Source organism: Methylobacterium sp. UNC300MFChir4.1 (genome assembly GCF_900110155.1).
GTDB lineage: Bacteria > Pseudomonadota > Alphaproteobacteria > Rhizobiales > Beijerinckiaceae > Methylobacterium.
Window position 1 is genome coordinate 20125 of the sequence record NZ_FOCS01000017.1, and the last position, 14545, is coordinate 34669.

General features: G+C 71.9%; 9 protein-coding genes. 6 read left to right on the top strand and 3 right to left on the bottom strand.

From position 1 onward, the window contains the following. Positions 1 to 30 precede the first annotated feature (30 nt). From recQ to grxD, 5 genes are all read left to right on the top strand, one after another. Entirely contained in the window at positions 31 to 1872 is a 1842-nt protein-coding gene (recQ, locus tag BMY19_RS20965; protein ID WP_100252832.1) for a DNA helicase RecQ, read from the top strand. A gap of 154 nt (positions 1873 to 2026) precedes the next feature. Continuing rightward, positions 2027 to 4252, top strand: a complete 2226-nt coding sequence (gene purL, locus BMY19_RS20970; RefSeq protein WP_100252833.1) for a phosphoribosylformylglycinamidine synthase subunit PurL — start codon at positions 2027 to 2029, stop codon at positions 4250 to 4252. 26 nt (positions 4253 to 4278) lie between these two features. Then, positions 4279 to 4515, top strand: coding sequence for a BolA family protein (locus BMY19_RS20975; protein ID WP_007568343.1), 237 nt, complete (start codon positions 4279 to 4281; stop codon positions 4513 to 4515). Positions 4516 to 4538: 23 nt separating this feature from the next. Next, positions 4539 to 5033: a DUF29 domain-containing protein gene (locus tag BMY19_RS20980; protein ID WP_100252834.1), complete on the top strand. Its 495-nt coding sequence runs from the start codon at positions 4539 to 4541 to the stop codon at positions 5031 to 5033. A gap of 39 nt (positions 5034 to 5072) precedes the next feature. After that, complete coding sequence (gene grxD, locus BMY19_RS20985) at positions 5073 to 5411, top strand: Grx4 family monothiol glutaredoxin (protein WP_010685583.1); 339 nt, start codon at positions 5073 to 5075, stop codon at positions 5409 to 5411. 156 nt (positions 5412 to 5567) lie between these two features. Here the strand turns inward: grxD and BMY19_RS20990 are convergent, their stop codons facing one another. After that, complete coding sequence (locus BMY19_RS20990; protein ID WP_100252835.1) at positions 5568 to 6224, bottom strand: class I SAM-dependent methyltransferase; 657 nt, start codon at positions 6222 to 6224, stop codon at positions 5568 to 5570. Positions 6225 to 6322: 98 nt separating this feature from the next. Between BMY19_RS20990 and rlmN the strand changes: the two genes are divergently transcribed. Beyond that, positions 6323 to 7597, top strand: a complete 1275-nt coding sequence (gene rlmN, locus BMY19_RS20995; protein ID WP_041372269.1) for a dual-specificity RNA methyltransferase RlmN — start codon at positions 6323 to 6325, stop codon at positions 7595 to 7597. A gap of 103 nt (positions 7598 to 7700) precedes the next feature. Here rlmN and BMY19_RS21000 read toward each other — a convergent pair whose 3' ends face one another. Together BMY19_RS21000 and BMY19_RS21005 are read right to left on the bottom strand one after the other, a co-directional pair. Then, the gene (locus tag BMY19_RS21000; RefSeq protein ID WP_100252836.1) at positions 7701 to 8825 is read right to left on the bottom strand and encodes a mechanosensitive ion channel family protein; all 1125 of its coding nucleotides are present in this window, start codon (positions 8823 to 8825) and stop codon (positions 7701 to 7703) included. Positions 8826 to 9114: 289 nt separating this feature from the next. After that, positions 9115 to 14421 carry an alpha-2-macroglobulin family protein gene (locus tag BMY19_RS21005; protein ID WP_100252837.1) on the bottom strand — a complete coding sequence of 1769 codons (5307 nt, stop codon included), beginning with the start codon at positions 14419 to 14421 and terminating at the stop codon, positions 9115 to 9117. Positions 14422 to 14545 lie beyond the last annotated feature (124 nt).

Below are 14545 nucleotides of genomic sequence, written 5' to 3' on the forward strand. Positions count from 1 at the left end.
AGGGCGGCCAGACTCCGACCAAGGATCCCGATGACCCGCCTCGACGAGGCCCGCGCCGCGCTGAAGAAGACGTTCGGCTACGAGGATTTCCGCCCCGGCCAGGACGAGGTGATCGGCGCGGTGCTCGACGGGACCGACGTGTTCGCCGTGATGCCCACGGGCTCGGGCAAGTCGATGACCTACCAGCTCCCGGCGCTGGTCGATCCGGGGCTCACCGTGGTGGTCTCGCCGCTGATCGCGCTGATGCACGATCAGGTCCAGCAGATGCGCAGCGTCGGCATCCGCGCCGCGACCCTGAACTCGACGGTCGGGGAATCCGAGTCCCGCGAGACGTGGCGCGCCCTGCGCTCCGGCGACCTGCGGCTGCTGTTCGTTTCCCCCGAGCGCCTGCTGATGGACGGCTGCATGGACGCCCTGCGCGGCGCCGGCGTCCGGCGGCTCGCCGTCGACGAGGCCCACTGTGTCTCGCAGTGGGGCCACGATTTCCGGCCCGAGTACCGGGAGATCGCCCGCGCCCGGACGGCGCTGGGCAACGTCCAGACCCTGGCGCTCACCGCCACCGCCGACGCCGCGACCCGCGCCGAGATCGCCGAGCGCCTGTTCCCGCAGGACCGGCCCCCGAAGATCTTCGTCCACTCCTTCGACCGGCCGAACATCCGGCTGACCTTCCAGCCCAAGGACAACCCGGCCCGGCAGATCGAGCGGTTCCTGAAGCACCGGCGCGCGGAGAGCGGGATCATCTACTGCTCGTCGCGCAAGCGCACCGAGCAGCTCGCCGAAACCCTTCGGAAGGACGGGTTCGACGCCCTGCCCTACCATGCCGGCCTCGACCAAGCGACGCGGATGGCGAACCAGGACCGGTTCCTGCAGGAGGACGGGGTGGTGATGACCGCCACAGTCGCCTTCGGCATGGGCATCAACAAGCCGGACGTGCGCTTCGTCTGCCACGCCGACATGCCCAACAACGTCGAGGGCTACTATCAGGAGATCGGCCGCGCCGGCCGCGACGGGCTGCCCGCCGACACCCTGACCCTCTACGGCCTCGACGACATGGCGCTCCGCCGCCGCCAGATCGACGAGAAGGAGATCTCGGACGACCGCCGCCGGGTCGAGCGGCGCAAGCTCGAGGCGATGATCACCCTGTGCGAGGGCGCCACCTGCCGCCGCCAGTCGCTGCTCGCCTATTTCGGCGAGTCGAGCGGCGCTTGCGGCCGCTGCGACCTGTGTCGTGGCGGCGTCACCCTCGTGGACGGGACCGTCCCGGCCCAGAAGATCCTCTCGGCGATCGTGCGCACCGGGCAGCGCTTCGGCGCGGCCTATATCTGCGACGTGGTCCACGGGAAGGAGAGCGACCAGATCCGCCGCAACGGCCACGCGAGCCTCAAGACCTTCGGGGTCGGGGCGGACAAGCCGGTGGCGGCGTGGCGGGCGATCCTGCGCCAGCTCTTCGCCGCCGGGGCGATCGCCGAGAACGCCGACGGCTACGGCGGCCTGTCCATGACCGAGAAGGGCGAGGCGATCCTGTTCGGCCGGGAGCCGGTCCAGCTCCGCCCCGATCCGGAGCCGAAGGCCGAATCCCGCGATCGCCGCCGGGCCGCCGCCCGCGAGGACGGCGAGATCGCCCTCTCGGAGACCGACGAGGCGCTGTTCCAGCACCTGCGCGGCCTGCGCGCCACGCTCGCCCGGGCCGAGGGCATCGCGGCCTTCATGGTCTTCCCGGACCGGACCCTCATCGAGATGGCCCGCCAGAAGCCCGTCGATCTCTGGGCGCTGCGCACCGTCCACGGGGTCGGCGAGCGCAAGCGCGAGGCCTACGGCGACAGGTTCGTGGCCGCGATCGCCGATTTTCTGGCCCATCCGCCCGCGGCGTGACCGGCACCCATACACGGCCAGCAGGGCCGGCGTATTGCAACGCGGTGGCGGAACGCACTAATCCGTCACCGTCGCCGCGCGCGGCCCGGTTCGGGTCGCGCATCGGGTCGAGGGCCCTGCCAGGGCTCCCGGACCGCCCTCGTCGAGACCGCCCATGTTCCGCAACGACGTTCCGATCACCCCCGAGCTCGTGGCCCAGCACGGCCTGACGCCGGACGAGTACGAGCGCTTCCGCGGCCTGATCGGGCGCGACCCGACGCTGACCGAGCTCGGCATCGTCTCGGCGATGTGGAACGAGCACTGTTCCTACAAGTCCTCCCGCAAGCACCTGCGCGGGCTGCCGACCTCGGCGCCGTGGGTGATCCAGGGGCCGGGCGAGAACGCGGGCGTCATCGACATCGGCGACGGCCACGCCTGCGTCTTCAAGATGGAGAGCCACAACCACCCGAGCTACATCGAGCCCTACCAGGGCGCGGCGACCGGCGTGGGCGGCATCCTGCGCGACGTCTTCACCATGGGCGCGCGGCCGATCGCGGCGCTCAACGCCCTGCGCTTCGGCTCCCCCAACCATCCGCGCACGCGCGCCCTCGTCTCGGGCGTGGTCGCGGGCGTCGGCGGCTACGGCAACTCCTTCGGCGTGCCGACCGTCGGCGGCCTGACCGGCTTCCACAAGCGTTATGACGGCAACATCCTAGTCAACGCCATGGCGGTGGGGCTCGCCCGCACCGACGGCATCTTCTACGCGGCCGCCGCCGGCGTCGGGAACCCGATCGTCTATCTCGGCTCCAAGACCGGCCGCGACGGCATCCACGGCGCCACCATGGCGTCGGCCGAGTTCGACGAGGAATCCGAGTCGAAGCGCCCGACCGTGCAGGTCGGCGACCCCTTCGCCGAGAAGCTGCTGCTGGAGGCCTGCCTAGAGCTGATGGCCTCCGGCGCGGTCATCGCCATCCAGGACATGGGCGCGGCGGGCCTCACCTGCTCGGCGGTGGAGATGGGCGCCAAGGGTGACCTCGGCGTCGAGCTCGACATCGACAAGGTGCCGGCTCGCGAGGAGGGCATGACGCCTTACGAGATGATGCTCTCGGAGAGCCAGGAGCGCATGCTCATGGTGCTCAAGCCCGGCATGGAGGCCGAGGCCGAAGCCATCTTCGTGAAGTGGGGGCTCGACTTCGCGGTCATCGGCCGGACCACCGACACGGTGCGCTTCGTGATCAAATGGCACGGTGAGACCGTGGCCGACCTGCCGATCAAGGAACTGGGCGACGAGGCCCCGCTCTACGACCGGCCGCACCTCGCCAACACGCACCAGCCGGTGATCGCGGCCGCCGATGTGTCGGCCCCGGCCTCGCTCACCGACGCGCTGAGGCGCCTCGTCGGCTCACCCGACCTCGCCTCGAAGCGCTGGGTGTTCGAGCAGTACGACCACTTCATCCTAGGCAACACCGTCCAGAAGCCCGGCGGCGACGCCGCCATCGTGCGGGTCGAGGACGGGCCGAAGGGGCTGGCGCTCACCTGCGACGTCACCCCGCGCTACTGCGAGGCCGACCCGGTCGAGGGCGGCCGGCAGGCCGTGGCCGAGGCGTGGCGCAACATCACCGCGGTCGGCGCCAAGCCGCTGGCCATCACCGACAACCTGAACTTCGGCAACCCCGAGAAGCCCGAGGTGATGGGCCAGCTCGTCGGCTGCCTCCAGGGCATCGGCGAGGCCTGCCGGGCGCTCGACTTCCCGGTCGTGTCGGGCAACGTCTCGCTCTACAACGAGACCAACGGCGTCGGCATCCTGCCGACCCCGACCATCGGCGGCGTCGGCGTGCTGGACGACGTGGCGCGCCACGCGACCATCGCCCTGAAGCGCGAAGGCGACGTGCTGGTGCTGATCGGGGCGAGCGAGGGCTGGCTCGGCCAGTCGTCCTACCTGTCGGTGATCGAGGGCCGCGAGGAGGGCGCGCCGCCGCCCGTCGACCTCGCGCTGGAGCGCCGCAACGGCGACTTCGTCCGCGGCCTGATCCAGGCGGGCACCGTCGACACGGTCCACGACCTCGCGGATGGCGGCCTCGCCGTGGCACTCGCCGAGATGGCGATGGCGGGCCGGATCGGCGCGGCGCTCTCCGACGTGCCGGTGGACCTGCCGGCCCACGCCTACCTCTTCGGCGAGGACCAGGGCCGCTACCTGCTGGCGGTGCGGCCGGAGGCGGCCACCGATCTCCTCTCGGCCGCCGCGGCACAGGGCGTGGCCGCGGCCTCGGTCGGCGTCGCGGGCTCCGACCGTTTGACCCTGCCGGGCGGCGAGACCATATCGCTCGCCGACCTGAATGCGGCGCACGAGGGCTGGCTGCCCGACTACATGGCGAGCCAGCCGGCCGCGCCGGCCGCCTGAGCCCCGTTCTGACGAGGAGTTTCCCGATGCCGATGGATGCGGGCGAGATCGAGCGCATGATCCGCGAGGCCCTGCCGGACGCGCAGGTGGAGATCCGCGACCTCGCGGGCGACGGCGACCACTACGCCGCCACCGTCCTGTCGGCGGCCTTCAAGGGCAAGACCCGGGTGGCGCAGCACCAGATGGTCTACGGCGCCCTCCAGGGCCGGATGGGCGGCGTGCTCCACGCCCTTGCGCTGACCACGGGCGTCCCGCAGGATTGAGCCTTCTGGCGGGAGCGCTCCCGATGGATCGACCGGGTCTCTACGACGACGACATCGTGACCTGGGCCGAGGAGCAGGCGGCCGCCCTGCGCGCGCTGGCCGAACGACCTGAGCTGTCGAACGCAGTCGATTGGGAGAACGTTGCCGAGGAGATTGAGAGCGTTGGGCGTTCGCATCTGAGGGCAGTCGAAGGTCTGCTGATCCAGACGCTCGCCCACCTCCTCAAGCGCGCATCCGCCCCGCTCGCACCGGCCAGCCTGCACTGGCGGGAGGAGATCGCGACCTTCCAGATCACCGCCTGGAACACCTACGAAGCGTCGATGCGACAAAGGCTGAACTGGAACAGGATCTGGAAATCGGCCGTCACGGCGGCCGAGGCTGGTCTTAGCGCCTATGGGAACGCGCTGCTCCCGGGACTGCCGGAAGCCTGCCCGTTCCGTCCTGAGGATCTGCTGACCGAGACTTTCGACATAGAGCGCGCACTTCGTACGATCGCCGCGTCGGTTGCGCGCCGCTGATTCAGGCCTCACATACAAGCGACAAGCAAGGACAGAGCGATGACCGACGCTAACACGACCATCCAGAACGAGATCGCCTCCCAGGACGTGGTGGTGTTCATGAAGGGCACACCGCAGATGCCGCAATGCGGCTTCTCGGGGCAGGTGGTGCAGATCCTCAACTACCTCGGCGTGCCGTTCAAGGGCGTGAACGTCCTGGCCGATCAGGAGATCCGCGAGGGCATCAAGGCGTTCTCGAACTGGCCGACCATCCCGCAGATCTACGTGAAGGGCGAGTTCGTCGGCGGCTGCGACATCACCCGCGAGATGTTCCAGTCGGGCGAGCTGCAGACCTTCCTGTCCGAGAAGGGCGTGCCGGTGAAGACCGCCGCCGCCTGACTCTTTTGAGACTCGGCACATTGGATGAGGGCGCCCGCGGGCGCCCTTTTTCGTGCCCGTCTTTGCGAGCGCAGCGAAGCAATCCAGGGCGGCTCGAGCTCGGCGGGCGTGGCGCCGCTGGATTGCTTCGCTCCGCTCGCAAAGACGGCGAATGGATCAGCGCGGCTCCCGCGCGACGAACAGCGCCACGCAGCCGACGACTGTGATCTCGACCGACCGGAACCGCCGGTCCAGCGCCGCGCGTAGCGCCGGCAGCGTGTCGGCGGCGTTCGAGAACACCCCTTTTCGGTTGTAGACCCGCATCAGCGCCCGCGCCGCGCCCGTGGTCGGGACGCCGCCCGACAGGATCGTGGCGCCGAACACCACGCCGTCGTCGGCCAAGCACGGTCGCACCGTGTCGAAGGCCTTCGCCTTGGCGGCGATGTCGCCCGGCAGGCAGTGCAGCAGGTAGGTCATCCCGATCGAGTCGAACGGCGCGATGCCGCTGGCCGGCGCACCGAGCACGTCGACCCGGTAGGTCTCGGGCCGGTAGCGCGCGATCCGGTCGGCCGCGAAGGCGAGGCTGTCGGCGTTGAGGTCCATCAGGCCGACCCGCGGCGCGGGCGCCGGGAACCGGCATCGGTCGAGGTACCAGCCGGTCCCGACCCCGACGTCGAGATGCGCGAGGCCCGCGTGCCGGTCGTAGAGATCCAGGATCCGCGCCGTGGGGCAGCGCCAGATCAGCGGGTTCGACAGGCGCAGCACGACAAGGTCGTAGATCTGCAGCGTCCGCGGATTGTAGATCGCCTGCCCGGCTCGGGTGTCGGTCGCCATGGCTCTCCGTCAGGGCCCCTGTGGGCGGCACGCATTCGCCTTCGCCGCCGCGATCGCCTATATCAGACCCTTTCCAACGTATGGATCGTTTGAACGCCATGGCGACGCCGTCGCTCGACAGCGCCCGCGCGGCCGATGCCGCGATCGAGAAGGCGCCGGATCTCCTCCCCGAGGCGCTGCCCGGCCGACGCCCCTCGCTGGTCGGCCTGACCCGCGACGCCCTCAAGGCGCAGCTCATCGGCATGGGCGTGCCCGAGCGCGAGAGCCGGATGCGCGCCGGCCAGGTCTGGCACTGGGTCAATTTCCGCGGGGCGTCCGACTTCGCCGAGATGACCAATGTCGGCAAGGCGCTGAAGGCGCAGCTCGCCGAGCACTTCACCCTGGAGCGGCCGGAGGTGGCGAGCCGGCAGGTCTCGCGCGACGGCACCCGCAAGTGGCTGCTGCGCATGGCGCCGACCAACCGGCAGGAGCACAATCGCGGCGCCGAGATCGAGTGCGTCTACATTCCCGGTCCGGACCGGGGCACGCTGTGCGTGTCCTCCCAGGTCGGCTGCACGCTGACCTGCTCGTTCTGCCACACCGGCACGCAGCGCCTCGTGCGCAACCTGTCCGCGGCCGAGATCGTCCAGCAGCTCGTCACCGCCCGCGACGAACTCGGCGACTGGCCTGGCCAGATGCCGAGCCGCGACGCCGGCGGCTCCGGCGAGGTCGGCCGGCTCGTGACCAACATCGTGTTCATGGGCATGGGCGAGCCCCTCTACAACCTCGACGCCGTGGTCGACGCGGTCGGGGTGATGTCGGATCAGGAGGGCCTCGGCCTCTCGCGCCGCCGGATCACGGTCTCGACCTCGGGGGTCGTGCCGCAGATCCCGCGGCTCGGCGAGCAGGCCAACGCCATGCTGGCGATCTCGCTGCACGCCGTGCGCGACGACCTGCGCGACGAGCTGGTGCCGCTCAACCGGAAATACCCGATCGCCGAGCTGCTCGCGGCCTGCCGGGCCTATCCGGGCCTGAGCAACGCCCGCCGGATCACCTTCGAGTACGTGATGCTGAAGGGCGTCAACGATTCGGACGCGGACGCGCGGGAGCTGGTCCGCCTGCTCAAGGGCATACCGGCCAAGATCAACCTGATCCCGTTCAACCCCTGGCCGGGCAGCCGCTACGAGTGCTCGGACTGGGACCGGATCGAGCGCTTCTCCGAGATCGTGTTCAACGCCGGCTACGCCTCGCCGGTGCGCACGCCCCGCGGCCGGGACATCCTGGCGGCCTGCGGCCAGCTCAAGAGCGAGACCGAGAAGCTGCGCGCCCGCGCCCGGCTGATGCAGGAGGAAGGCATCGGCGTGGAGAGTTTCTACGCGGGCGCCGACGACTGACACCCGTCTTTGCGAGCGCAGCGAAGCAATCCAGAGTAGCGCCACGCGCACAGATGGCGCGCAGCCCTGGGTCGCTTCGCTGCGCTCGCGATGACGAGGTGGCTCACGCCGCAAACCGCCGCTCCTCCGCACGGCGAAGCGGCATCTCCGCGGCCCCGACCCATTCCGTGCGGTGCCGCGGCAGGGCCTCCGGGTGCTCGGCCTGAAGCCACGTGATCATCGCCTCGCGGACCACGCAGCGCAGGTCCCAGGCCTGGGGCGCGTTGCGGGCGCTCACCAGCATTCGGATCTCGATCGTCGCTTCCTTCGCGTCCGAGACCTGAAGGTTGACCACCTTGCCGTCCCACAGGGGCGTGGCCCTGGCGATCTCGGCGAGCTTCTCGCGCATCGCCGCGACCGGCGCCCGGTGGTCGACGTAGACGAACACGCTGCCGATCAGCGAGGCGCCGTCGCGGGTCCAGTTCTGGAACGGCTTCTGGATGAAGTAGGTCAGCGGCAGGACCAGCCGGCGCCAGTCCCAGAGGCGGACCACCACGTAGGTCGCGGTGATCTCCTCGACCCAGCCCCACTCGTTCTCGACGATGATCGCGTCCTCGATCCGGATCGGCTGCGTGATGGCGATCTGGATACCGGCCACGAGGTTCGACAGGACCGGCTGCATGGCGAGACCGAGGACGAGGCCCGCCGCACCCGCCGAGGCGAGCAGGCTGACGCCGTACTGGCGCACCGGCTCGAAGGTCATCAGCGCCACCGACAGGGTGACGAGCGCCACCAGCGTCACGCCCGCCCGCTCCAGGATGCGCATCTGGGTGAAGTGCTTGCGCGCCAGGAGGTTGTCCTCGGCGTCGAGCTTGAACCGCCGCAGGTAGATCACCGTGGCGATGTGCAGCGCGGTGGCGCAGCACCAGCCAGTCAGCGTCACGAAGGCCACCAGCAGGATCTGGTTGAGGGCGATCCGCACCTCCCAGGACAGGTGCACGGTGGTCGAGGCGAGGCTGATCGCCACGACGATTAGGCCGAGGCGGCTCGGCCCGCGGGTGCGCGACACCAACGAGCGCCAGAACAGGCTCTTGGTCGCGACCGCCCGCTTCATCGCCCGGTAGACGATCCCGTGCAGGGGCATCACCACGGCGCAGCAGGCGACGATGAGGATCAGGCTCTCGGCCCACCACGGCAGGTAGGCCAGCGCGCGAGCTGCGGAGCGGGCGAGCGCGTCGAGGTCCGGCATCGGGCATCGCTCCACGGGTTCCGAACGGGACCTGGAGGAATGGGTGGGCGCTCGCGGCGGTTCCGCAGCGCACCATGTGCCCGCCGCAACGCAGCAGCCCGGCGCAGCGGGTTGCTCCGCCGCGTCCGAGGCTGAACCCCGGACGACGGCCTCCGCACCCCCGTCCTTGCGAGCGGAGCGAAGCAATCCAGGGCAGCGCTACGTTCACCGGTGGCGCGCTGCGCTGGGTCGCTTCGCTCCGCTCGCGATGACGGGCGGGAGCACCGATCGAAGCGTCCGAACGCCCGCCCTACTTCGCCGCCCCCACCGTCACGCTGCCCGAGGCGGTCCGGCCGAACCGCGCCGGCCGGTACATGTCCTCAACGGTGGCGCCGGGATGCACGTAGGTCCCGGGCGAGACCGCACGCACCGTGTAGGCCACGGTGAAGAAGGCCGACTGGCTCGGGTCGCGGTCGTAGGCCGCCACGAAGCGGTCGTCCCGGAACTCGGTGTGGACCGGCTGCACGTCAGACTTGGCGAAGGCGAGCCCCTGGAGCGCGTCGGCGTCTAGGAGCTTCGGATTGTCGATCTCCAGCCCCGCCGGCAGCGGATCGACCAGCAGGAGCCGCGCCGCCTCCGCCTTGGCCTCGGTGACCTTGAGCACCACCACCAACCGGTCGTTCTGGCGCAGGCCGCTCGCCGGATCGACGGTGCTGCCGTCGAGACGGCGGAAGCTGCGTTCGATCGTGTAGCCCTGCTGCGCCGCCGGCTCCGGCACCAGGGGGCTGCCGTTGACGGTCACGGCCACCTGCACAGGCGCGCGGCCGGTATTGGTGAGCTGAACGCCCCGGTCGGCCAGGGCCGCCTCCCGGTAGACCCGCGCCAGCATCCCGGTCTGCGGGGCGCCGTCCAGGGTGAACGAGAGGGCGCCCGCCTCGTTCGACAGGCTCTCGGCGGCGAGCACCAGCCAGGCATTCTCCTGCGTGCTCGTCGAGCGCTCGGATTGCTGCTCCTCGCCGAGCGCGGAAGCCGCGGGGCCCAGCGCCCCCTGCGCCAGCCCGCTCTCGGCGGCCAGGGTGATGAGCCCGGCCCCGTCGCGCAGGCGGGAGCCGTAATCGGCGCGGTAGACACCCTTGTCGCGCTCGGCGCGCAGGACCGTGAGCGCCGATTCCATGGTCTTGGCGGCCCGGCCGCGGTCGCCGAGCAGCGCCAGGGCGGCGGCGAGCTGCGCGCGCCCGAGGGCGGAGGAGAAGTCGCCGATCTTGGTGTCGGCGAGGTAGCGCAGGTCGCCCATCACCGGCCGGCCGTTCCGGGCGAGCACGTAGGCCGCGTAGGCGAGGTCGGCGCCGCCGTTGCGCACCTCGGTGGCGTTGGTCACCGCGTTGCGCAGGTAGTCGAGGGCCTGGGCGAAGGCCTTCTGCGGCACCGCGAAGTTGCGCTCGCGGGCGCGGGTCAGGAAGTCGGTCACGTAGGCGTCGAGCCAGAGGTCGCTCGACCCCTGCGCCGACCACAGGCCGAAATCGCCGCTCGAATCCTGGCGGGCGAGCAGGCGCTCGATCGATTCGCGCACCCTTTCGTCGGCGCCGTTGTCGAGGGCGAGCTTCTCCAGGGCCGCGAGCTTGTTGACGTAGAGCAGCGGCATCGCCCGGCTCACCACCTGCTCGGAGCAGCCGTAGGGGTAGCGGTCGAGCGCCCGGAGCAGGGCCGCCACGTCGACCCCCGGCAGGGCCGTGGCCGAGAGCGAGACGCTGCCGGTGCCTGGCTGCAGGTCGGCGAGGAGGTCCGAGGTCAGCGTCAGGTTCGCCCCCGGGGCGAGGCTGCGCACCGAGCGGCGCAGCAGGGCGCCGGTCCCCGGCGAGATCCCGAGGGCGAAGCTCTGGTTGAGTGCGGCCGGGAGGCCCGGCCCCGACAGGGCGAGGTCGAGCCGGGCCGTGCCGGGTCCGGCGGCGGTGAGGGGGATCGCGAACTGGCCCTTCGCGCCGGCCTCCAGCCGCAGCGTCTGGCGCAGCGCGCTCGCGCCGACCACCACAGGGCCGGTCGGGCTCAGGTCGACCGTGTACTCGCCCGCCTGCCCCTCGACGTTGTCGAGGGCCACGAACAGGCGCGAGCGGTCGCCGGTGTCGAGGAAGCGCGGCAGCGTGGCGCTGAGCACGACCGGGTCGCGGATGATCACGTCGGCCTGGGCCTGCCCGACCCGGTCGCCGCTCCAGGCGGTGACCATGACGCGGCCGGTGCCGTTGAAGGCCGGGATCGGGAAGGTGACGCTGGCCGCGCCGTCCGACCCCACGGTCACCACGCCGGAATAGAGCGCCAGCGGCGCCTGGGTCGGCGGGGAATCGGCGAGTTCGCCGCCGCCCGCGTCGCCGCCGGAGCGGATCGCCCCGGCCGAGCCCTGCATGCCGTCGATCAGGTAGCCGTAGAGGTCGCGGACCTCCGGTCCGAGCGCCCGCTGGCCGAGGAAGTACTGGGTCGGGTCCGGCGCCGCGTAGCGGGTCAGGTTGAGGATGCCGACATCGACCAGCGCCACGGTGATCCGCGCCGGCTCGCCGGCCTTCAGCCCGGTGAGCTGGACCGGCAGGGTCAGGTCCTGGCGCGGGCGCGCCCGCTCCGGCGCCTTCAGGGCGACCCCGAGGCTGCGGCGCTCCCGGTCCACCGAGAACCACGCCAGACCCAGCGCCCGGCCGGGCAGGCGCTTGGCCGCCTGGTCGAGGGGCCGGTAGGCGGTGGCCACCAGGTAGGCACCGGCGCCCCACTCGGCCTTCACCGGGATGCTGACCGTGGTGCCGCCCTCCGGCACGCTGACCTCCAGGGTCTGGTGCACGCGGTCGCTGACGACCATCAGGCTGGCCTGACCCTTGAACTTCGGGCTGAGCTTGGCCCGCAGCGTGTCGCCGGCGGCGTAGGCGGCCTTGTCGAGGGTCAGGTCGAGCAGGTCGGGCGCCTCCGCGGTCTCGGAGCCGCCCCAGCCCACCTCGAAGCCGAGGCTCGCACCCGCCTCCGGAGCGCCCGCGGTCGAGACCTCCAGCCGGTAGCGGCCGAGGCCGACCGGCGCCTCGATCCGGCTCGGGCCGGCGGCCGTGAGGTCGACGGTGCTGCTGGCGACGCGCCGGGCGGACTTCACCGCCTCGAACGACCAGCGCCCGTCCGCCCGGTACCACTGGTAGGAGGAGTCGATCCGCGACAGGGTCCAGCTCACGCCCGGCCGGGCAACGAGCGCCCCGTCGGGGCGCGCGAACACCACGTCGAAGCCGGCGATCCCGCCCTCCTTGAGGTCGGTGAAGCCCTTGCGCAGGGCGAGGACCGGGCTCGCCGGGAGGATCGGCAGGGTCAGGCTGCGCGACAGCGCCCGGCCTCCGGGCTCGCCGACCGCCAGCGTGATCTTCGCCTCCAGCGCCCGCGGCGCCGCGACCTGGGGCACCGGCACCGTGACGGTGGCGGCGCCCTGCGCGTTCGTGGTGGCGTGTTCCTGCAACTCCTGGGTCGTCGGCTCCACGGCCTCGTCGTCGAGACCGATGGAATAAGTCTCCAGTCCCTTGATGCCGCTGGTGGCCGCCGCCTGCACGGTCACGCTGCCCGACACGTCGAGATCGGAGCCCGGGGCGCCGTAGAGGTAGCGGGCGGCGACGTCGACCTGCGCGGCCTCGCCCCGGTTCAGGGCCGCCTGCCGGGCCTTGAGGGTCACCTCCAGCCGCTCGGGGACGTAATCCTCAACGAGGAAGCTGGTCTCGCCGATCGCGGGCGACTTCGGGTCCGTGTAGGCGGAGACCCGCCACGTGCCGTGCATCGCCCCCGACAGGAGCGGCAGCGGCAGGGCCCGGCCGCCGAGCCCCTGGTCGGGCACCGAGACGCGCCGGTACTCGACGCCGTCCGGCCGCTTGACCACCAGGGTCAGCGGCAGGTCCGGCACGGCGGCGCCGCGGGGGTCGCGCAGCAGGGCGGTGAGCTGGACGGTCTCGCCCGTGCGGTAGACCCCGCGCTCCGGGAACAGGTAGGCGTCGAGGCCGCCGGTCTCGGGCCGTCCCTTCACGCCGCGGTCGGTGAGGTCGAAGGCGCCGAGGTTGAGGTCGAGGAAGCCGTAATCGCCGCCCGCCTGGGCGACCACGAGGCTCGGCACCAGACCGCCCTCCCCGCGGGCGAGCCCGGGATCGAAGGCGACGTGGCCCTGCGCGTCCGTGGTCCGGGTGCCCAGCACCTCGTTGTTGCGGGCGACCAGCCGGATCTCGGCGCCCGGCATCACCTGCGCGGAGGCGAGCGAGCGCAGGACCACGGTGACGCCGTCCCGGCCCTTGGTGGCGGTGAGCCCCAGGTCGGAGACCACGAACCACTGGGTCGCCTGGGTGTCGTACTCCTCGTCGGAGGCGGCCGTGCCGGAGGGGCGGGCCAGCATCACGTAGAGGCCGGGCTCGAGCTTGCCCACGGCCTGGAGGACCGGGAAGGCGGTGATGGCCTCCTGGTTCAACTCGGCCTTGGCGGTGTCGAGGGTGCCCTTCCAGACGCGCTGCCCCTTCTCGGACGCGATCGTCCGGGCGGTGGACCCGCTGAGCTGGCCCAGGAAGTCCTCCGACCGCAGGGTCGGCAGCAGGCCGCGGTCGCCGATCCGCAGAACCTCGACGTCGAGCTTCGGCGCGTTCACCGAGATCAGGGGCACGCCCGCTTGGCCCGTCCGCGGCAGGACGTAGTTGCGCCCGGTGAAGCGCACCTGCGGGGCGCGGTCGCGGACGTAGATCTCGTAATCGGCGGCCTTGAGCAGGCTCTCGCCCACCGCCGAGGGCAGGCCCTGGCGGACCACGATGGCGTAGCGGCCGCCGTGCTTGAGCCCGTCGACGCAGACCTGGGAGCCCTCCCCGGTCACGGCGGCCGCGCTGCTGCCCGAGACGGCGACGAAGGGGGCGTAGTCGGTCTTCGGGCGGATCGCCTCCGAGAAGGTGAAGCAGGCCCGGGGAGCGGCCGCGTCGGAATCGACCTTGTAGTCGAGGATGCGGAAGCCATGCTGCGCCCGCACGGTCTCGTAGGTCTCCCGGACCGAACCGGTCTCGGCCAGCGCGAGGCTCGCCGCGTAGGCGTCGAGCGCCGGGCGCCAGGATTCCTGCTCGGCCTCGGCGGCGCCGAGCGCCGCCAGCGCGGCCGCGGCGTCGGCCGCCGTGCCGGCGCGCTCGTAGGCGCGGTAGGCGGCGGCCGTCACCCGCCCGCGCAGGCGCGACCGGCCCTGATAGTCGTTGTCCTCGAGGGCACCCAGGGCCGCCGCGGCCCCCCGGGCATAGGCCTGCCAGTTGCGCGCGTCGGCGGGATCGGCCGCCACCGCGGCGGTCAAAGGCGCCAGCGCCTCGTCGGGCTTGTCGGCGGCGAGCAGGGCCAGCCCGGCCGCGCGGGACTGGCCGGCGGGCCGCAGCGGGCCGCCGGCCTCCGCCTTCAGCGCGGTCTCCAGGCGGACCGCCGCGCTGGCGAGGTCGGCCCGGACGAAGGTCCTGGTGAACGGCGCGGCGACGGCCGTCGCCGGGCGGGGCGCGGTGCGGGCCGCAGGTGGGGACAGGGCTGGCGAGGTCTGGGCGAGGGCCGGATTGCTGGCGATCCCTCCGAGGAGCGCCAGGGCACCCGCGAGCCGTCCGAGCCGCGCCATCAGCCTGTTCCCCACCTGCAATCCCGATGATTCGTCCCGGGTCCCGTCGCGCCGGAGCCTAGCACCGGCGGTCGGGCTCGCAACGCTTCGGATCGCTGTAGGCCCTGCCCGGCCTCGCGCCGAG

Excerpts from the sequence above, each read along its gene's own strand:
- recQ (WP_100252832.1), top strand. The coding sequence starts at position 31 with ATGACCCGCCTCGACGAGGCCCGCGCCGCGCTGAAGAAGACGTTCGGC.
- purL (WP_100252833.1), top strand. The coding sequence starts at position 2,027 with ATGTTCCGCAACGACGTTCCGATCACCCCCGAGCTCGTGGCCCAGCAC.
- BMY19_RS20975 (WP_007568343.1), top strand. The coding sequence starts at position 4,279 with ATGCCGATGGATGCGGGCGAGATCGAGCGCATGATCCGCGAGGCCCTG.
- BMY19_RS20980 (WP_100252834.1), top strand. The coding sequence starts at position 4,539 with ATGGATCGACCGGGTCTCTACGACGACGACATCGTGACCTGGGCCGAG.
- grxD (WP_010685583.1), top strand. The coding sequence starts at position 5,073 with ATGACCGACGCTAACACGACCATCCAGAACGAGATCGCCTCCCAGGAC.
- BMY19_RS20990 (WP_100252835.1), bottom strand. The coding sequence starts at position 6,224 with ATGGCGACCGACACCCGAGCCGGGCAGGCGATCTACAATCCGCGGACG.
- rlmN (WP_041372269.1), top strand. The coding sequence starts at position 6,323 with ATGGCGACGCCGTCGCTCGACAGCGCCCGCGCGGCCGATGCCGCGATC.
- BMY19_RS21000 (WP_100252836.1), bottom strand. The coding sequence starts at position 8,825 with ATGCCGGACCTCGACGCGCTCGCCCGCTCCGCAGCTCGCGCGCTGGCC.
- BMY19_RS21005 (WP_100252837.1), bottom strand. The coding sequence starts at position 14,421 with ATGGCGCGGCTCGGACGGCTCGCGGGTGCCCTGGCGCTCCTCGGAGGG.